Genomic DNA, 20,225 nt, shown 5'->3' on the forward strand with positions numbered 1-20,225 from the left:
CGGATTCCTTGCCGTGCAGATCGGCAAGTTCCTGCTCCAAAAGAACATGGTGGTGGTTGGTGCCAGAAATATTCCGGGTGCCTCCCGCACCCGCGCCACAGTGATCGATCGCCTCTTTCATCGCTTCGATCACCTTGGGGTGCTGGCCCATGCCGAGATAGTCGTTCGAGCACCAGACCGTGACGTCCTTGGAGCCTTCCGGCGTATACCAGGTCGCACGCGGAAAGCTGCCGCGCTGACGCTCCAGATCGGCGAACACGCGGTAGCGGCCTTCCTGATGCAACGCGCCCAATTCGCCTTTGAAAAATGCTTCGAAATCCATCATCTGCTCCAGTACCATGCGACCGTTTTCATGATTGCCGATCTGCACGTCAACCCCTCCGCATCGCTTTAGCACTCGCTGCGGCAAATGGCCCTTAATTTTGAACAATTCCAGACAACAATTGTCAATCACCGAGAATTGACAATCTTGCCCCATCTCCGGAATAGCTGAAACCGGAAGGGCGGCCGAGCCGCCCTTCCGGCATTTTCCGCGCGAATTTTATGCTGCCGCGGTCGCGCGCTTGGCCATGACCTTGATCAAATTGGCACGATATTCGGCCGTGGCATGCAGATCAGACAGCAGCGTCGACGAATCAACGGCCGCGTTGGCGACCGCATCCGGTGACCAGTTCGCCGCGAGCGCTTGCTCCATCCCGCCGTGACGGAACACGCCATCAGAACCAGCGCCGGTGACTGCGACCCGCACGCCGTCCGCTCCCTTGGCAACGAAAACGCCGGTCATGGCGTAGCGCGAAGCCGGATTGGGGAACTTGGCATAGCCGGCCTTTTCCGGCGCCTCGAAGGTGATGGTGGTAATCAGCTCACCCTCTTCCAGTGCCGTTTCGAACAGACCGGTGAAGAAATCATCGGCTGCGATCTGACGCCGGTCGGTMACGATGGTAGCCCCCAGGCCCAGCATGGCCGAAGGATAGTCTGCCGCCGGGTCGTTATTGGCGACCGAGCCGCCGATCGTGCCCATATGGCGGACATGCGGATCGCCGATCATGCCGGCAAGATCACAGAGCGCCGGGCAGACGGCGCGAATCGCCGCCGAGGAGGCGACCTCCGCATGTGTCGTCGCAGCGCCGATCGTGACCCTGCGACCATCGACGCGGATGCCCTTCAGCGCCGGGATATGCCTGAGATCGACGAGATCGCTCGGCGAAGCCAGACGCTGCTTCATGGTGGCGATCAGCGTCATGCCGCCGGAGACATATTTGCCCTCCGGCATACCGGACAGAAGCTTGACGGCTTCGTCGACCGAGGAGGCGCGGTGATAGTTGGTTGCATACATGGTTTTCTCCTCCCCTTGTCTCAGGCCACGACCCGTGCCGCTTCCCACACCTTCAGCGGCGTGGCGGGCATGGCCAGGGCATTATTGCCGATCGCATCGGTGATGGCGTTGATCAGCGCCGGCGGAGAGCCGATGGCGCCCGCCTCGCCGCAGCCCTTGACCCCTAGCGGATTGTTCGGGCAGGGCGTGTTTTGATGCGACAGATTGAAGGACGGCAGATCGTCGGCGCGCGGCATGGCGTAGTCCATGAAGCTCGCCGTCAGCAACTGGCCGTTGGCATCGTAATGCACGGCCTCGAGTAGTGCCTGACCGACACCCTGCGCGATACCGCCATGCACCTGACCTTCGACAATCATCGGATTGATGATATTGCCGAAATCGTCAGCAGCGACGAACTGGATAATGTCGGTCTTGCCGGTTTCCGGATCGACCTCGACTTCGCAGATGTAGCAGCCGGCCGGGAAGGTGAAGTTGGCCGGATCGTAGAAGGCGGTTTCCTTCAGGCCCGGCTCCATGCCGGCGGGGAGATTATGCGCAGTGTAGGCCGCCAGCGCCACCTGGAACCAGGGCAGCGACTTGTCGGTGCCGGCGACTTTGACCTCGCCGTTCTCAATGACGATATCGCTCTCGTCGGCCTCCATCAGATGCGCGGCGATCTTCTTCGCCTTGGCTTCCACCTTGTCGAGCGCCTTCACCACGGCGGACATGCCGACCGCACCGGAGCGTGAGCCATAGGTGCCCATGCCCATCTGCACTTTGTCGGTGTCGCCGTGAACGATCGACACGCTGTCGATCGGCACGCCGAACCGTTCGGCGACGAGCTGTGCGAATGTCGTCTCATGACCCTGGCCATGGCTGTGCGAACCGGTAAGCACCTCGACGGTGCCGACGGCATTCACCCGCACTTCCGCCGATTCCCACAAGCCGACACCGGCGCCGAGCGAACCGACCGCCTGAGAAGGCGCGAGCCCGCAGGCCTCGATATAGCAGCTCATGCCGATGCCGCGCTTCATGCCGCGCGCCTCCGCCGCGGTCCTGCGAGCGGGAAAACCGTTCCAATCAGCCTGCTCCATGGCGGCATCCAGCGATGCCTCGTAGTTGCCGGCGTCATAATTCATGATGACCGGCGTCTGATGGGGGAAGGAGCGGACGAAATTGGTTCGCCTGAGTTCCGCCGGTGAAACGCCGAGTTCGCGCGCCGCCGTTTCGACGGTGCGCTCCAGAAGATAGGTCGCCTCCGGACGCCCTGCACCGCGATAAGCATCGACCGGCACCGTATTGGTATAGACGGTGCGAACATTGGCGTGGATCGCCGGGATCGCATATTGGCCCGATAGCAGCGTCGCATAGAGGTAAGTCGGCACGCACGAGGAGAAGAGCGACATATAGGCGCCAAGATTGGCGATGGTATCGACTTTCAACGCCGTGATGCGGTTTTGGGCATCGAAGGCCATCTTCACCTTGGAGACATGGTCGCGGCCGTGAGCATCGGTCAGGAATGCCTCGGTGCGGTCGGCCGTCCATTTGACCGGCACACCGGTCTTCTTCGACGCCCAGAGACAGACGATCTCCTCGGGATAGATATAGATCTTCGAGCCAAAGCCACCGCCGACATCCGGCGCGATGACGCGCAGCTTGTTTTCCGGCGCGACATTGTAGAAAGCGCTCATGACCAGCCGCGCCACATGCGGGTTCTGGCTGGTGGTGTAGCACGTATAGTGATCGTCGCCGGCATCATAGATGCCGAGGGTCGCGCGCGGCTCCATGGCATTCGGCGACAGGCGGTTGTTGTGGATTTCGAGCTCCGTGACATGGGCCGCTTCGACGATCGCCTTGTCGGTTGCGGCGGCGTCGCCGAGTTCCCAGTCGAAGATCAAATTGCCGGCCGCTTCCGGATGAAGCTGCGGCGCGCCAGGCTTCAGCGCTTCGACCGCCTCGATAACGGCGGGAAGCTCTTCATAGTCCACCACGACGGCTTCGGCCGCATCGCGGGCCTCGCCCAGCGAATCGGCCACGACGATCGCCACGGCATCGCCGACATAGCGCACGGTATCGACCGCCAGCGGCCGCCAGGCGCCCATCTTCATCGGCGTGCCGTCCTTGGAGTGGATCATCCAGCCGCAGATGAGATTGCCGATGCCATCGGCCAGCAATTGCTTACCGTCCAGTACGCCGATCACGCCCGGCATGGCCAAAGCGGCCGAGGCGTCGATGCCGGTGAACTTCGCATGCGCATGCGGGCTGCGGACGAAATAGGCATATTTCATGCCCGGCGCCATCATATCGTCGGTATAGCGCCCCTTGCCCGTCAGAAATCTCTTGTCTTCCTTGCGCGCGACGCGCGCACCAATGCCTTCAACGCCCATGATATCCTCCCATTGGAGTTCCGGGGTCGGCAATCCGCCAAGATAACGGTCGTTGGCGTTCGCCAGACAATCTCGGTGAAATCTTATTCGGCCGCCTGCTTGGCGGCGTGCATCGCAGCATTGGCAGAAAGGACTGCCTTGACGATATTGTGGTAGCCGGTGCAGCGACAGATATTGCCTTCGAGCTCGGCACGTACCGTTTCTTCGTCCAGCATGCCGCCATGGCGGTTAATCATGTCGACGGCCGTCATCACCATGCCGGGCGTGCAGAAGCCGCATTGCAGGCCGTGATGCTCCTTGAAGGCAGCCTGAACAGGATGCAATTCGCCATTGGCGACTAGACCCTCAATGGTTGTAATATCCGAGCCCGACGCCTGCACGGCCAGGACCGAACAGCTCTTGACCGATTTGCCATCCATATGAATCACGCAGGCGCCGCATTGGGTCGTATCGCAGCCGACATGGGTTCCCGTCAGGCCAAGCTTTTCCCTGATGAAATGGACGAGCAGCGTGCGATCCTCGCATTCGCCACTGACCGTCCGGCCGTTCACCGTCAACGTCACTTTTGACATATTTTCCTCCTCGCCTCTCCTCCAGAGGCAACAGCCATCATTTGACTTTTTTGTAGTGCGATCAACCTCTACTTTAGAAAGACTGCGGATTTTTCTCCCGCCCGCTTCCTTTTGTTTACTGAATGCAGAAACAGCAAGTTTAGCACCAAAAAAACCGCAAGTGCCCAGTAGACAAACATATTTTGCACGATATTTCTTCGTAGCTGCAGGACTGCAAGGACAGCCCATCGCGGTGGAGCTGGAAAAATTGGGGACGGCGTTGGCCGGGGGTACCGGCTTAACTAACGTTGGAGAGAATTAAATGAAGAAAGCTCTTATGCTCGCACTGGTCGGCTTGTCTATCGCAAGCTGCACCCCGACTGAACAAGGCGCCGGCATCGGCGCTGCGTCCGGCGCCATCATCGGCGGCGCCGTTACCGGCAATGTCCGCGGTGCAGCCGTCGGCGCCGCGATTGGCGGTGTTTCGGGTGCGGTAATCGGCAGCGTCGCCGAACAGCCCGGCCAGTGCTACTACCGTGACCGCTATGGCCGTCGCTACATCGACGATTGCCCGCGCGGCGGCTATCGTCGCAGCTACTATGATGGCGGCGGTTACTGATCCAATACGAATTGAGATACCGAAGTCCCGGGCCTGAGGTCCGGGACTTTTTGATTCCGGCTCACCGCCTTTTCATCTGTAAGAGGTGCAAAGCGGACGTCGTACCAAGGGAAATGACGCCAATTTCAACGCTGGATCGAAGCAATGACCATGGGAGCGACGACCGCCATTTGCTCCCTAAAGAGCATTGAAACAGCCCTAAGTCCCGGACGAAAATCCGGGATTTTTCATTTCCGCGTCGGTCTTTTGCATGTTTTTGAGTCTAAAAAGGTACACGCGGGACGCTTTTGCCTCTATGGTGCCCGCGCGTTAACCTGGGGGAAACGCCAAACTGAGAAAGTTCTTATATAACCGTAAAGCGGCGTATGCATAAAAGAACTGGTCCGAGGAAGGGTATTGCGTATCGGCGAGCAGGCACCGTAATGGCGGTTGCGGCAGCGATTGTGCTCGGCCCGCTCTATGCCGGAAACGCCTTTGCCTTCAAGCTGTTCGGCATGACGCTTTGGGGCGAGGACGATACGACGGATGAGGTTTCCGATCCCGTCCATTACACCGTCGATTTCAAGACTGATAATCTCGACAAGGATCTCAAGGAGGCTCTGACCGAGAGCTCCATGCTGGTTTCGGACAAGAAGAAACCAGTCTCCGGCGATCTCGGCGTCGTCATCAAGGCGCGCGATGATCGCGACCGGTTGATCGCCACTCTCTATGAAAAAGCGCGCTATGGCGGCGTGGTCACCATCACCATCAATGGCACCAATCTCGATGCGCTGCCGCCCAATCCCACCTTCGGCCGTTCGAAACCGGTCGCCGTCACCATCAGCGTCGATCCCGGCCCGATCTTCACGCTCGGCAAGATCAGCCTGCTCGGCGACGCCCGCAGCCTCGATCCCGCCAGCTATGGGCTTGTGCCCGGCGGCGATGCCGGCTCACTGACGATCCTGAAGGCCGGCGACAAGATCGTTGCCGACTTCAAGAACCAGGGCCATCCGCTCGCCAACCTGATCAAGCGCGATGTTGTCGCCGATCACGACACCCAAAGGGTCGATGTCTCGCTGAGCGTCGAAAGTGGTCCCATGGCGCCCATCGGCAATGTCGGCGTCAGCGGCCAGAAATCGGTCGATCCGGATTTCATCAAGCGCTATGCCCGCATCAATGAGGGCAAGCCCTATTCGCCGGACGAACTGAAGAAAGCATCCGACCGCCTGCGCAAGCTCGGCGTCTTTTCCAGTGTCACCATCCGCGAGGCCGACAAACTCGCCCCGGACGGCAGCATTCCCATGACCATCGAAGTGTCCGAGGGCAAACAGCGCTATTTCGGCGTCGGCGCGCAATATTCCACCATCGACGGTTTCGGCGTCCAGGGCTATTGGGGCCATCGCAACCTGACCGGCCGGGCGGATTCGCTGCGCATCGAAGGATCGGTTTCCCGTATCGGCGAAACGACGGATGTCGGCCAACTCGACTATAGCGCCGGCATTACCTATGTCCGGCCCGCGACCTTCTATCCCTCGGCAACCTTCACCGCCGGCCTGAAGATGCAAAGCCTGCATCCGGACGCCTACGATGCCAATACCGTCACTGCGAGCGCCGACCTTGCCTACGAGCTGTCAGATCAGGATACCGTCTCCGGCGGCGGCGAAGTGAGCTATGAGCAAGACACCACCGACGCCTATGGCGATCAGAAATTTCTGACGCTGGCGATCCCGCTGGAATATGTCAGGGACACGCGCGACAACAAGCTGGATCCGACCGAGGGCTACCGCGCCTCGATCAGCGCCAAGCCGAGCTATGAAACAATGGGCGGAACGGTGTTCAGCTCCTTCGAGGGCTCGATTTCCGGCTATCAGGGCGTCGGCGCCAACGATAATGTCGTCTTCGCCGGAAAGCTTTCCCTCGGCTCGCTGATCGGTTCCAACGGTATCTCGGATATTCCGGCGACCCGGCGCTTCTATGCCGGCGGTGGCGGCTCGGTGCGCGGCTACGCCTACCAGGAAATCACACCCTATAACTCCAATGGCGATGCGCTCGGCGGCCGCTCCTATGCCACTGCCTCCATTGAAGCCCGCGTCAAGATCACCGACAAGATCGGCATCGTGCCCTTCGTCGACATGGGCAGCGTCACCGGCAGCACTTTTCCTGACTTTTCCGATGTTCGCATTGGCGCGGGCGTCGGTGTGCGCTACGCTACACCCTTCGGTCCCATCAGGCTCGACGTCGCCGTCCCTCTCAGGAAATATGAGAACGGTACGGCATACGGCATCTATGCCGGCATCGGTCAGGCCTTCTGACAAGCCGTACAGTCGCAGACGGTTCAGCACGCGGTTAGAAAAATTGAGGTTACTGTCGCTCTCATGAGCATGTTGATTCGAATTGTCGGGAGATTGGTGCGCCTCATCGCCTATGCGGTCGTGGCAGTCCTCGTGCTCGCGATCGCCGCCGTGCTCGTCGTCGGCTTTGTGCCGGCCGCGAGCAGCTATGCCGTCGATCAGGTAGCAAAGCTCGTCTCGACGCCTGACCAGACCATTACGATTGCCGCGCCGTCTGGCCTCTTGACCGGTAACCTCCGTGTCGGTTCGATTGCGGTTGCCGATACCAAGGGCACGTTCGCGAAGGTCCAGAATCTCGCCGTCGATTGGTCGCCGATCTCGCTGCTGACCGGCACGTTCCATGCTGAGCGCGTTGCCGCCGACGCCGTCGATTTTCAGCGCTTGCCGGTTTCCACGGCAAAAGCGTCGGCGGAGCCGCAGGCGACGACTGAAAGCAAGGGCTTTTCTCTGCCCATCGCTGTCGATATCGGCGCCATCGCCTTGCCGAATCTTCGCATCGGGCAGGCCGTTGCCGGCCAGGATTTCGCGCTTGCCGCCAGTGGCAGCGTCAAGGCGAACAGCAGCAGTGTCGACCTCATCCTGGATGCCAATCGCCAGGATGTCCCCGATGCCAAGCTCTCCACCAATATTGCCTTTGCTCCGGCCGAAAACCGCCTGAACCTGAAGGCCGAAATCGCCGAACCGCGCGATGGCATGCTCGCCGGAATGCTGCATCTGCCGGGTGGCCCGGCGATCAATATCAACCTCTCCGGCGAAGGCCCCTTGTCGAACTGGGCCGGCAAACTGCAGGCCGCGCTCGACGGCAAACCGACGGTATCGATCGATGGCCGTCACGCCATCTCTGCCGACGGGCTGCATCATATCGACGTCAAAGGCGGCGGCGACGTCGATTCGCTGTTGCCGCCGACCTTCCGACCCCTCTTCACCGGCCAGACGACGATCGACCTTGCCACCACCTTCGACGGCAAGGGCAAGATCGACATCCAGACCGGCAATCTCGCCACCGGCAGTGTCGTCATCGCCGCCTCCGGCACGCTCGATCCCGCCGGCAACAACAGCCTCAACGCCAACCTGCTCGGCACATCAGGGCCTGTGGATTTCCGCTGGCCGATGGAAGGCGGTGAGGCACGGGCGATGATCTCGCGTATCGATGTCGCGTTGACGGGCCAGGCGCAGGCGGTGAAGATCGACGCCAAGGCTTCGCTCGACAGCGCCAGCACGCCACAAGGCCATATCGGCCAGGTGAACCTCAGCGCCAAGAGTGACGCTTTCAACCTGACCAGCGGCTCCGGCCCGCTGCAGCTTCGCCTCGTGGTCGGCCAGACCGCGTTCATCAGCCCCGATCTCAACCGCTTGATCCGCGCGCCGGTCGCGCTGACGGCGCCCCTGCAGCTTTCTCCCGACACGATCGGCTTCAACAATACGACGCTGGAAAGCGCCAGCATCGGCGGCACCGTCAATGGCAAATATACACTGTCGTCGAAGTCGCTCACCGGCAACTTCAAGATCTTTGCCCTGCCCGCCGTACTGCCGGACGGAGTGTCCGATAAGTTCGAGGGGACGATTTCACTCGAAGGCCAGGTCGCCGGCACGGTGCCGACGAAGATGAATCTCTCCAACCTGGCCCTGAAATCCAATGTCGGCGAAATCAACGGCAGTGCCGCGCTCGATGGCCAGACTCTGACATCGGAGATCACCGGCAAACTGCTCGATCTCTCCAAGCTCGTTCCGAATGCCGAAGGACAGGCGGACATCGGCCTCAAGGCCAAGGGTCCGCTGGCCGCGCTCGGCATTGACGCGACGGTAAAGGCCGTCAACGTCAAGTTGGCAGGCCGCCTGCTGGACACGCTCGATATAGCGCTCACCGGAACCGCCGATCCGAATGCGCCGCAGGCGAGTGTACGGGCAAACGGCGCCATCGACGGCAAACCGATCAGCATTACAGCCGATGCGACCTCGCAGAACGGCCGCACCAGCGTTCCGAAGCTCGCCGTCGAAGTTGGCGCCAACAAGCTGCAGGGCAATCTGGATCTTTCGCCAAGTTTCGAACCCTCAGGCGCGTTGACCTTCAATCTGCCTGACCTCAGCCTGCTTGCCGCCCTGGCCGGACAGAAGGCTGACGGCGATCTCAAAGGCTCGATCGATCTCTCCAGCGCCAATGGCAAGATCGGCCTGAAGGTCGATGCGAGCGGCAACGGCATCCGCCGCGACGATCTCTCGATCACCAAACCGGCCATCGCGTTGACCGTCGATGATCTCAAGGCCTTTTCTGCCAATGGCAGCATCCGCGCCGACGCCATCGCCTCCGGCGCCAACCGCATTACCGATCTCGGGCTGACGTTCACGCAGCAGGGCAACCGCACGGTTTTCGATCTCAAATCGAACTATGACAATGCGCCGCTGACCGCCAATGGCAATGTCGAAACCGGCGGCGGCCAGACGGTCGTCAGCCTCGACAATTTCGCCGGCGCGCCGCGCACCATCCCGGTCAAGCTGGCATCGCCGACCAAGATCGTCGTCAAGGACGGCACGGCAACACTGAGCGGCCTGACGATCCGGACCGGCAGCGGCTCGGTCACGGTCAGCGGCACGGCCGGACAGATGCTGAATATCACCGCCGAGATCGCCAACCTGCCCGCCAGCCTTGCCAATGTCTTCGCGCCGACGCTTGCGGCAGAAGGCGCGATTTCCGGCAAGGTGACGGTGACCGGCAAGCCGGCAGCACCCGTCGTCGCCTTTCAGACCAATTGGTCGGGTGCGGCGACCAGCCAGACGAAATCTGCCGGCCTCGGCCCGCTCGGCATCAAGGCGAACGGCCGGTTCGCCAACAATAGCGTCACCATYGACACGAACCTCACGGGCCAGAATGGCCTAGCGCTCAACGGCGGCGGCACTGTCGCCGTTGCCGGCAACAAGGCCTTGGCGATGAAATTCTCCGGCACCCTGCCCTTCGACGCGGTGGCCGGACAGCTTGCCGCGCAGGGTCTCAGCATGACGGGCGCAGCAAAGATCGATATTCAGATCGCCGGCACGACCGCGGCACCCGCCGTCACCGGCACCATCTCCACCGATGGCTCCAAGCTCGTCGATGTCCGCCGCAACCTCACCCTCAACGGCCTCGCCGTCAGCATTACGCTCGACGGCAGACAGGCAGTGATCTCGCGGCTCAATGGCAATCTCGCCAGCGGCGGCAGCGTATCGGCAAGCGGCACGGTCGGCATTGCTCCGGACAGCGGCTTTCCCGCCGATATCCAGTTGAAATTCAATGATGCCACCTATGTCGACGGCACGCTGGTGACTGCGACCATCAACGGTACGCTCGCCATCAAGGGTCCATTGCTGACTGCACCGGTGCTCACCGGTAGTCTGAAGCTCAGCAAGGCATCGATCACCGTGCCGGAAAAGCTGCCGGCCTCGCTGTCCGAGATCAATATCAAACACAGGAACGCACCGGCCGCCGTCAGCGCCCAGTTCAGGGACCAGAAGCCGCAAGGCCCGCGCGATAAGTCCACCACTCTCGGCATCGACCTGCAACTCGACGCGCCCTCGCAGATCTTCGTCCGAGGTCGCGGCATCGATGCGGAACTCGGCGGTAACATCACTGTGCGCGGCACGGCAGCGGATCCGATCGTCTCCGGCGGTTTCACCATGAGGCGCGGGCGCCTGACCATCCTCAGCCGCCGCCTGGATTTCACCAATTCCAGCAAGATCACCTTTGGTGGCGACCTGACGCCCGCCCTCGACATGGAAGCGACGTCGAGCGTGAATTCCACCACCATCACCGTCGACGTCACGGGTCTGGCGACCGACCCGAAAATCAGTTTTTCCTCCTCGCCTGCCCTGCCGCAGGATGAGGTGCTGGCGCAACTGATCTTCGGCCAATCAATGTCGAAGCTTTCGGCCCTGCAGATCGCCCAGCTTGCCGATGCCGCAAGCCAGCTCGCCGGCGGCCGCTCCACCTCCTTGTTCGAGGGCCTGCGCAGCCATCTCGGCGTCGACGATCTCGACATCACGACCGACTCGAAGGGCCAGGCCCAGGTCGGCGCCGGCAAATATCTGAACAAGCGCACCTATATCGAGCTGCAGCAGGGCGCCTCCAACAACACCAAGGCGATCATCAACCTCGACGTCGGACGCGGCGTCAAGCTGCGGGGCGCAGCCGGCTCGGATGGCGCAGGCGAAGCCGGGATTGTTTATGAGCATGAGTATTGAAGGGCTCACGCGACTTTCTCTTCAAGCCGATCCGCGGCCACCTCGCCCTTCGAGGCCTTGCCGCTTTCGCTAACGCTCAAACGTCAAAGCACCTCAGAGTGAGGTGGAGAGAGTTTTGGGCGCGCGCAAAAGATCAGTCCTCACCCTGAGGTGCGGAAGCCTCCTGAGCTTGTCGAAGGGGCTGGAGCCTCGAAGGGCGAGGACGGGTGGTCTCCCCCTGGCAAGGATGATCAAAACCCCATCTTGCTCGTCTTCAGCAAGATATTGGACTCTGTCGTGTTGATACCGTTGATCAGGCGAATCCGGCGCAGCGTTTCGTCGAAGGAGGCGAGGTCGCGGTCTTCCAGTTCGGCGATGAAATCCCATTTGCCGTTGGTGCTGTGCAACGCCCTCACCTGCGGCAGGCCGCGAAGCTGATCGGCGACCTTATCCGCCAATTTGCCGAGCACCTCGATCATGACGATGGCGCGCACGCCGGCGGAGCGGGTCTCGTGGCCGGTTCGGATGGTAAAGGCGGTGATGGTGCCGTTGTCGACTAACCGTTCGATGCGCGCCGTCACCGTGGCGCGCGAGGCGCCCGTCGTTGCCGCCAGTGATGAGACGGAGGTGCGGGCATTGTGGCGCAGCGCGCTCAGGAGGTCGCGATCAAGGTCATCCATGGGCTTATCATTCTGCTAAATCATACTAGTCAATCTGTCGAAGACTACTCGATTTTTGACAATTTTCCATCTTTTTGCTGTCATCTCCCTCGTTGATAATCGGGATCAACAACCAACCTGAATCTGGGATAACGCACAGGTCTTTCCGAAAACCGCTTCGTATTTTTCGGGGCCAATTGCTGATTGGAGCGCTGCCGATGAACGTAGAATCCACATCCATCACCCTGATCGGCGTTCCGCTCGAGGAAGGCTCCGGCCGCCGCGGCGCCGGCATGGGCCCGACAGCCCTGCGCATCGCCGGCATCGAGACGATGCTGACCGAACTCAACCATCGTGTCACAGACAGCGGCGACCTGCATCCGGCCCCCGCCGCCGATCTGCCGGACCATCCGAAGGCACATAATCTGAAGGTTGTTGGCGCCTTCACCCGTGCCCTGGAAGCCAAGGTCTACGACGTTGCCTCATCCGGTAGCTTTCCGCTGATCCTGGGCGGTGATCACAGCCTCTCCATGGGCAGCGTCTCCGGCATGGCCCGCCATGCCGCCGAGGTCGGCCGGCCGCTGTTCGTGCTCTGGCTGGATGCGCATTCGGACTTCAACTCCCCGGCCACATCGCCGTCGGGCAATATTCACGGCATGCCGGTCGCCTTCTTCTGCGGCGAAGCCGAGATTGCGGATATCCTGCCGGCCTCCCGCCCGCTGGTCGATCCGAAGAAGGTATTCCAGGTCGGCATACGCTCCGTCGACCCGCACGAGCGCCAGGAAATCCGCGAGCACGGCGTCAACGTCTTCGATATGCGCTCCCTCGACGAGCAGGGCGTGGCCGCGATCATGCGCCGGGTGCTCGATACGATCAGCGCCGCCAACGGCCTGCTGCATGTCAGCTTCGACGTCGATTTCCTCGATCCGGATATCGCGCCGGGTGTCGGGACGACGGTACCCGGCGGCGCGACCTTCCGCGAAGCCCATCTCATCATGGAAATGCTGTCCGACAGCGGCCTCGTCTCGTCGCTCGATCTGGTCGAGCTCAATCCGTTCCTCGACGATCGCGGCAAGAGCGCCCGCGTCCTGGTGGAAATGACGGCGAGCCTCTTCGGACGGCGCATTTTCGATCGCCCGACAAGGGCAGCATAGGTCTGGGGGGAAATTATCATGAGCGTATCGACCGATCTCATCGCCACCGAACAGCGCCTCGGCGCCCATAATTACAAGCCGCTCGACGTCGTGCTGACCCGCGGCGAAGGCGTCTATGTCTGGGATACCGACGGCAAGCGCTATCTCGATTGTCTCTCTGCCTATTCGGCGGTCAACCAGGGCCATTGCCATCCGAAGATCCGCGAAGCGATGATCGAGCAGGCCGGTAAGCTGACGCTTACCTCCCGCGCCTTCCGCAACGACCAGCTCGCCTATCTCTACGAAGAGTTGGCGGCGCTGACCGGCTCGCACAAGATCCTGCCGATGAACTCCGGCGCCGAGGCCGTCGAGACGGCGATCAAAGCCGTGCGCAAATGGGGCTACGAGGTGAAGGGCGTTCCGGAAAACCAGGCGGAAATCATCGTCTGCTCCAACAATTTTCACGGCCGGACGCTCAGCATCATCAGCTTCTCCACCGATCCGGATGCCCGTACCGGCTTCGGCCCCTATACGCCAGGCTTCCGCACCGTTCCCTTCGGCGATGCCAACGCCCTTGCCGCAGCTATCAACAAAAACACCGTCGCAGTGCTGATCGAGCCGATCCAGGGCGAGGCTGGGGTCATCATTCCCGCACCCGGCTACTTCACCCGCGTGCGGGAACTCTGCACCGTCAACAACGTCACCCTTATCCTCGATGAGATCCAGACGGGCCTCGGCCGCACCGGCAAGCTGCTCGCCGAAGAGCATGAGGGCATCGAGGCCGACGTGACGCTGATCGGCAAAGCCCTGTCGGGCGGTTTCTACCCCGTCTCCGCCGTGCTCTCCAATTCTGAAGTCCTCGGCGTCTTGAAGCCCGGCCAGCATGGTTCCACCTTCGGCGGTAATCCGCTGGCCTGCGCCGTCGCTCGCGCCGCGCTGCGCGTGCTCACCGAGGAGGGCATGATCGAGAATGCCGCCGTCATGGGCGATTATTTCCTCGAAGGCCTACGTTCGATCCGCTCGAATATCGTGAAGGACGTGCGCGGCCGCGGCCTGATGATGGCAGTAGAGCTGGTGCCGGAAGCCGGCGGGGCACGGCAATATTGCTATCAGCTCAAGGATCTCGGCCTGCTCGCCAAGGATACGCACGATCACACGATCCGCCTTGCGCCTCCATTGGTCATCACCCGCGATCAGGTCGATTGGGCGCTGGAACAGATCGATAAGGTGCTGGCTCAATAGGCCAGCCCTTGGAGCCTGATCCAAAATTAAGTTGAATGGTATCAGCGGCTTATTCTTGACGGATGCCCAATTCGTTGATTCTGCGGTTTTGCTAAATACCGGAGGAGATCGGTAGCGTCTCAGTTTGAATTTCCGCTTTCGCTCCATTCCTCGCCATCCACGTGCCGGTTATTCCATGTCAAACCGCAAGATCGGACGAGCGCGCTTAAGCCATAAACGCCTAACTGATGCCGCTACGGAGTAAAGGACGATGAAGGCGGCATTTCAAAACTATCATGCTCGAATGCAACGAGTTCTGGAATATATCGACCAGCATCTCGATGACGATCTCAATCTTGATGTTCTGAGTAGTATCGCGGCCTTCTCGAAGTTTCATTTCCACCGGCAGTTCACGGCGACCTTCGGGTTGTCCGTGCATCGCTATGTCCAGCTCGCCCGCATGAAGCGCGCTTCATACCGGCTGGCCTATCGCGACGCCCAAAGCGTCACGGACATAGCGATGGATGCCGGCTACGATGCACCCGATGCCTTCGCCCGCGCCTTTCGGCAACGGGTCGGGCAATCGCCTTCGTCGTTCCGAAAATCTCCCGATTGGGAGCCGTGGCTTGCCGCTTTTGGCCCTCTCGACAATGCACGGAGCAAACTTATGCAAAAGACCTTTACCCCCGACGACGTGACGATCCGCGAAGTGGTCTCGACCCCCGTGGCAATCATGGAGCATCGGGGCGATCCGGCGATGATCGGCGCGACGATCCAGCGTTTCATCGCGTGGCGCAAGGCGACCGGCCTGACTCCAAAGACAAGCCCGACCTTCAACGTCTTCCACTCCGATCCGCACACCACGCCCCAGTCCGAGTACCGGATGGACTTATGTGTCGGCATCGACCGGTCGTTCGAACGGGAAGACGGGCAGATCAAGGCTGGCGTGATCCCCGGAGGCCGCTGCGCGGTGCTGCGGGTCGTCGGCAACACCGGCAATCTGGAGCCTGCCGCGCTCTACCTGTATCGCGAGTGGCTTCCAGCCAGCGGCGAAGAAACACGCGACTTCCCGATCTATTGCCAGCGGCTGAGCTTCTTCCCGGAGGTGCCGGAGCATGAGGCGGTCGCAGAGTTGTTTTTGCCCCTGAAATAACGAATTCTGGCGAAGGCTTGTCCTTTCCGATCGCCAGAGGCAGACAAGCCGCTAACCGACAAGTCAAAGTTCAAACTGAGACACCACCAGGAAATTGACGATGTGGACCGACACCACTCGGGTGCAGTATGCCCGCGCGGAACTGAATTTGCCAAGCGATTTGACCGATGCCGAATGGGCGGTTCTGGAACCGTTTTTCCCGCCACCGTCCTATGTCGGGCGCCCACGCAAGTGGCCGCTGCGGCGGATTGTTGAAGCGATCCTCTATCTGCTGCGCGGTGGCCTGCCGTGGCGGATGCTGCCGCCCTGCTTCCGCCGGCCTCGACGGTGCGGCGCTGGTTCTACCTGTGGCGGGACAATCGGCTGTGGCTTTCGCTCAATCATGCTCTGTTACTGATGGCGCGCGAGGCGGCGGGTCGGGAGGCCAGCCCAAGCGCGGGTGTCATCGACAGCCAGAGGGTCAAAACCACGGAAAGCGGCGGGCTTCTAGGCTATGATGCGGGCAAGAGGATCAAGGGCCGCAAGCGCCATATCCTCACCGACACCGATGGCAATCTGGTTCACGCCGTGATTCACACCGCCGACATCCAAGACCGCGACGGTGCACCGATGGTGCTGGCCGAAATCATCCGGCGCTTCCCGTGGCTGCGCCATGTGTTCGCAGATGGCGGCTATGCCGGCGACAAGCTGAGGGACGCACTGCGCCGGATCGGCAAATGGACTGTAGAGATCGTCAAACGATCCGATACCGCCAAAGGCTTCGTGATCCTCCCGCGTCGCTGGGTGGTGGAGCGCACCTTGGCATGGCTGAGCCGAAATCGCCGTCTCGCCAAGGACTTCGAGCAAACCATCGCATCAGCAACCGCATGGCTCTTCATCGCCTCGATCCAGCTTTTCGCGCGGCGTATCGCAAGATTATGAAAGTATGCGGAATAATTTTGAATCAGACTCTTAGAGCACTTCCAGGAAAAGTGCGCAGCGGTTTTCCGTCCGGAATGCGTCAAAACAAAGGGATAGAGCGGGAAAGCGATTCCGTGAAACGCTGAACCGCTCTAAAAAGACCGCAAGTATATCCTTCCGAAATCTCTTCTGCGGTTTAGGTTTGAGCAACATTCTTGCGCTATCTTCGTGATAGCGCGCCAGATTTGGCGCCATGCTTCAATGGAAAGAGTGTTCATGGCCACGATCAATTCCACCAGCTTCAGCGGCGACACTTTGGAGATCATTGCCTTCCGGCTTCATGATCAGGAGTTCTGCGTCAAGACCACCACCATCCGCGAAATCCGCGGCTGGGCGCCGTCGACGCCGATCCCGCATTCGCCGGCCGATGTGATCGGCGTCATGAACCTGCGCGGCTCGGTCATTCCGATCATCGACCTCGCCTACAAGCTCGGTATGAAGAGCACGGTCGCGAATGAACGCAGCGCCATCGTCGTCGCCGAAGTCCACAACATGGTCATCGGCATGCTGGTCGACCGCGTCTCCGACATCCTGACGATCTCCTCGAGCCAGGTTCAGCCGGTCCCCGAAGTCACCGCTTCCTTCGACCGCGCCTATTGCGAAGGCATCATCGCCACCGAAAGCGGCATGATCTGCTTCCTCAACCTCGCGAAGATGTTCAAGGAAAACGAAACGGACGAACTCGTCGCCGCTTAAGGCGATTTCGGGAAACGCGCCCAGCGGTTTCCGTCTGGAATTGGCAAAGAATAAAGATAAAGCCGCCGCGGTTTTCCGAGGCGGCTTTATTCATGCAATCAGTATGTCCGGGTTCAGCCAAACAGCGCGTATGTGCTCTTGATCGTTACCCAGACACCCCAAAGCAGCGGGATGCCGACGATCGCCCAAGCGATCAACGCCTTGGCGTCGAGACCGCCTGTTCCGATGCCGAAGGAACCGGCAGGGCCGGCGTTGGAGGCAGCGCTTTTCGCCTGCAGAGCCGCAACCTCGCCATCCGACATGAACCATTTGTCCGAAAGCGGCTTCACCAACGCATTGGCGATCAGGCCCAGTGCCAGCATGCCGGCGAGGATATACATGGTGAAGCTGTAAAGCTGCGCGCCTTCGACGCCGGCGGCCTTCTGCGCCTCACGGATATAATTGACCACCACCGGACCGATGATGCCAGCCGTCGCCCAGGCGGTGAGCAATCGGCCATGGATGGCGCCGACGAACTGCGTGCCAAAGATATCGGCGAGGTAGGCGGGAACCGTGGCGAAGCCGCCGCCATACATCGACAGGATGATGCACAATGCGCCGACGAACAGTACTTTGCTGTGAATACCTGCCGCCCACGGAGCAAGCGTATAAAGCGAGATGCCGAGGATGAAGAAGCAGTAATAGGTGTTCTTGCGGCCGATCTTGTCGGAGAGCGACGCCCAGAAGAAGCGTCCGCCGATATTGAATAGCGACAGCAGACCGGCAAAGCCTGCGGCGATCGCGGCAACGGCGGCCACTTGGTCCTTGCCGAGAGCGGCGAACTTCACGTCCGGCAGACCGATCAGCGCACCGCCGAAGATTTCCTGCAGCATCGGCGAGGCCATGCCGATGACACCGATGCCGGCCGAGACGTTCAGGCACAGCACGGCCCAGATCAGCCAGAACTGCTTGGTCTTGTGGGCATCGCGCAGATGCACATGCTTGGTCGTGATCATCGTGCTCTTGGCAGCGGGCGGCGTCCAGCCTTCCGGGCGCCAGCCGGCCGGCGGCAGGCGATAGCCGAAAGCGCCACCCATCATGAAGACGAAATAGATCGCCGCCATGACGACGAATGTCTGCCAGACTCCGACCGAACCGTCGCCGCGGAAGCTGGTCATCAGCAGGTTGGCGAGCGGCGCGCCGATCATCGCTCCTCCACCGAAGCCCATGATCGCCATGCCCGTTGCCATGCCGCGCCGGTCAGGGAACCATTTGATCAGCGTCGACACCGGCGAGATATAGCCGAGACCGAGACCTATGCCGCCGATCATGCCGGCGCCGGCCCACATCAGCCAGAGCTGGTGGAAAATGACGCCGATCGCGGCGATCAGGATACCGCCACACCAGCAGCAAGCCGAGACGACGCCCGCTTTGCGCGGACCGACCCGCTCCAGCCAGCCACCCCAGATGGCGGCCGAGGAACCGAGCAGCACGAAAAACAACGTATAGATCCAGCCAAGATCGCTGACGCGCCAATCGCAAGTGGTGGTGACGAGGGCAGAGAGAAGATTAAGGCTGGCGCATTCGGCCGCCGGGGTCGACGTACCGAGCGCTTTCGACAATGGCAGCCAGAAGACACTGAAGCCGTAAGCCATGCCGATGCAAAGATGGATCGCCAGGGCAGCCGGTGGCACCAGCCATCGATTGAAGCCGGGCTTGGCGATGATGCGCTCGCGATCGAGCAAACCTGATGTTACCGATTCTCTTGAAAGATCTGTTTCCGCAGTCGTCATGAACAACTTTTCCTTGATTCGAAGACTTAGGATTCGCAATTATTCTATTTTAAATTGTAACGACGAACAAATTTCGCCGCCCCATTATCGTACTACTAATACTTAATGATTAGAAGGATTAATCCTGTTTGACCGGCTCCGGCCTGTGGATCAAAGAGGCCGCTTCCAGCACCAGGGGATCCAGCCCGCTGTTTCCATTATCGATTATTTCGAAAAACTGCCGCCGCATCCGCGGCTCCCAGAATTTATTGATATGCGTCGCAACGCCTTTCGCTGCCTCATTGGCCGGCTGCGTTTTGAAGAAAGTGGCAATCTGGTTCGCCATATAGACGAGCTTGGCTGACGTTTTGCCGTGGTGTGTTTCGTCAGGCGACATCGGCGATGCTCCCTGGGGTAATGCGCTGCGGATGGGTGAAAATCTCGAAATCGTCGCCGCGCACCAGTGCCACCAGCGTCATGCCGGACTCCTCGGCTGTGCGGATGGCAAGTGCCGTCGGCGCGGAAATGGCAACGAGGACAGAGCTGCCCAATACTGCAGCCTTCTGCACCATCTCGACCGAAAGACGGCTGGTGACGGCAACGATGCCCTCGGAGCCCTCACGGCCGGAACGGATGATGGCGCCGCAGAGCTTGTCCAACGCATTATGGCGTCCGACATCCTCGCGCAGGGCGATCAATCCTTCGCCCGGAATATAAAAGCCCGCCCCATGCACGGCGCGGGTCTCGCGGTTCAACAACTGCGCATCGCTCAACAGAGCGACCGCTTTGATGATATCCTCATGGGAGACCGTCAGCGCGACCGCCGAAACATCCGGAACCTTGCGCACCGCCTGTTCGATCGATTCGATGCCGCAGAGCCCGCAGCCGACCGGCCCGGCCATATGCCGCCGCCGGACACGCAATGCATCGGCCGCGTCATCGACCAAGGTGATCTGCACATCGATCCCCCGCTCGTCCTCGACAGGCTCCACTGCGGCGATCTGATCGATATTGGTGATGATGCCCTCGGTCAGACTGAATCCGACTGCAAAATCGTTAATGTCGGCAGGCGTCCCCATCATCACCGCATGCGAGGAACCACCATAGGAAAAAGCGATTGGCACTTCTTCCGGCACGATGCGCGATCCAGAGCGGACAATGCCGTTGCGGCGCACGGTTTCGGATGCGGTGGTCGTGGGTTTGAAACGGGTCATGTAGCTGCGATACCAGCAATTTCTTGGGCAGGATCGCTCTGCCCT

At 60.7% G+C, this 20,225-nt stretch carries 16 protein-coding genes; 8 read left to right on the forward strand and 8 right to left on the reverse strand.

Features of this window, described 5'->3' with window-relative positions; translation table 11 throughout:
* From QD357_RS27975 to QD357_RS27990, 4 genes are all read right to left on the reverse strand, one after another.
* A partial coding sequence (locus QD357_RS27975) for an aminotransferase class I/II-fold pyridoxal phosphate-dependent enzyme (protein ID WP_414125521.1) occupies positions 1-322 on the reverse strand: 322 nt, incomplete at its 3' end.
* Positions 323-541: 219 nt separating this feature from the next.
* Positions 542-1,336, reverse strand: a complete 795-nt coding sequence (locus QD357_RS27980) for an FAD binding domain-containing protein (RefSeq protein ID WP_107109544.1) — start codon at positions 1,334-1,336, stop codon at positions 542-544.
* A gap of 20 nt (positions 1,337-1,356) precedes the next feature.
* On the reverse strand, positions 1,357-3,702 hold the full coding sequence (locus QD357_RS27985; RefSeq protein WP_107109545.1) for a xanthine dehydrogenase family protein molybdopterin-binding subunit: 2,346 nt from the start codon (positions 3,700-3,702) through the stop codon (positions 1,357-1,359).
* Between the two features lie 83 nt (positions 3,703-3,785).
* Positions 3,786-4,274 (reverse strand): (2Fe-2S)-binding protein, encoded by a 489-nt coding sequence (locus tag QD357_RS27990; RefSeq protein WP_107109546.1) that lies wholly within the window; start codon positions 4,272-4,274, stop codon positions 3,786-3,788.
* 301 nt (positions 4,275-4,575) lie between these two features.
* On the opposite strand from QD357_RS27990, the gene QD357_RS27995 reads away from it, so the two are divergent.
* The 3 genes from QD357_RS27995 (at position 4,576) to QD357_RS28005 (ending at position 11,414) form a co-directional block, all read left to right on the forward strand.
* Entirely contained in the window at positions 4,576-4,872 is a 297-nt protein-coding gene (locus QD357_RS27995; protein WP_104824564.1) for a YMGG-like glycine zipper-containing protein, read from the forward strand.
* 422 nt (positions 4,873-5,294) lie between these two features.
* Positions 5,295-7,163: an autotransporter assembly complex protein TamA gene (locus tag QD357_RS28000; RefSeq protein ID WP_107109547.1), complete on the forward strand. Its 1,869-nt coding sequence runs from the start codon at positions 5,295-5,297 to the stop codon at positions 7,161-7,163.
* 63 nt (positions 7,164-7,226) lie between these two features.
* A complete protein-coding gene (locus QD357_RS28005) occupies positions 7,227-11,414 on the forward strand; it encodes a translocation/assembly module TamB domain-containing protein (protein ID WP_107109548.1) in 4,188 nt (1,395 codons plus the stop codon).
* Positions 11,415-11,644: 230 nt separating this feature from the next.
* On the opposite strand, the gene QD357_RS28010 is transcribed toward QD357_RS28005, so the two are convergent.
* Positions 11,645-12,073 (reverse strand): Lrp/AsnC family transcriptional regulator, encoded by a 429-nt coding sequence (locus QD357_RS28010; protein WP_107109549.1) that lies wholly within the window; start codon positions 12,071-12,073, stop codon positions 11,645-11,647.
* Between the two features lie 197 nt (positions 12,074-12,270).
* Here QD357_RS28010 and rocF point away from each other — a divergent pair, with 197 nt between their 5' ends.
* The 5 genes from rocF to QD357_RS28035 all read left to right on the forward strand — a co-directional run bounded on the left by rocF (position 12,271) and on the right by QD357_RS28035 (position 17,215).
* The gene (rocF, locus tag QD357_RS28015) at positions 12,271-13,206 is read left to right on the forward strand and encodes an arginase (RefSeq protein ID WP_107109550.1); all 936 of its coding nucleotides are present in this window, start codon (positions 12,271-12,273) and stop codon (positions 13,204-13,206) included.
* 18 nt (positions 13,207-13,224) lie between these two features.
* The gene (rocD, locus tag QD357_RS28020; protein ID WP_107109551.1) at positions 13,225-14,427 is read left to right on the forward strand and encodes an ornithine--oxo-acid transaminase; all 1,203 of its coding nucleotides are present in this window, start codon (positions 13,225-13,227) and stop codon (positions 14,425-14,427) included.
* Between the two features lie 250 nt (positions 14,428-14,677).
* Positions 14,678-15,559: an AraC family transcriptional regulator gene (locus tag QD357_RS28025; RefSeq protein ID WP_107109552.1), complete on the forward strand. Its 882-nt coding sequence runs from the start codon at positions 14,678-14,680 to the stop codon at positions 15,557-15,559.
* Positions 15,560-15,659: 100 nt separating this feature from the next.
* Positions 15,660-16,480 (forward strand): IS5 family transposase gene (locus QD357_RS28030; protein ID WP_107109553.1). Its coding sequence is split into 2 segments (ribosomal slippage): positions 15,660-15,870 and positions 15,870-16,480, totalling 822 coding nucleotides; the frame shifts between segments, so codons are not numbered across the junction.
* Between the two features lie 255 nt (positions 16,481-16,735).
* Entirely contained in the window at positions 16,736-17,215 is a 480-nt protein-coding gene (locus QD357_RS28035) for a chemotaxis protein CheW (RefSeq protein ID WP_028751249.1), read from the forward strand.
* Positions 17,216-17,328: 113 nt separating this feature from the next.
* Here QD357_RS28035 and QD357_RS28040 read toward each other — a convergent pair whose 3' ends face one another.
* The 3 genes from QD357_RS28040 to fdhD form a co-directional block, all read right to left on the reverse strand.
* Entirely contained in the window at positions 17,329-18,987 is a 1,659-nt protein-coding gene (locus QD357_RS28040) for an OFA family MFS transporter (RefSeq protein ID WP_107109554.1), read from the reverse strand.
* A 118-nt stretch (positions 18,988-19,105) separates the two neighbouring features.
* Positions 19,106-19,363 (reverse strand): formate dehydrogenase subunit delta, encoded by a 258-nt coding sequence (locus QD357_RS28045; RefSeq protein WP_414125517.1) that lies wholly within the window; start codon positions 19,361-19,363, stop codon positions 19,106-19,108.
* Positions 19,353-20,180: a formate dehydrogenase accessory sulfurtransferase FdhD gene (gene fdhD / locus QD357_RS28050; protein WP_107109556.1), complete on the reverse strand. Its 828-nt coding sequence runs from the start codon at positions 20,178-20,180 to the stop codon at positions 19,353-19,355. Before fdhD ends, QD357_RS28045 begins: the two co-directional genes overlap by 11 nt.
* Between the last annotated feature and the right edge of the window lie 45 nt (positions 20,181-20,225).

It is taken from the genome of Rhizobium sp. BR 317 (assembly GCF_047445835.1).
Lineage (GTDB): Bacteria > Pseudomonadota > Alphaproteobacteria > Rhizobiales > Rhizobiaceae > Rhizobium > Rhizobium paranaense.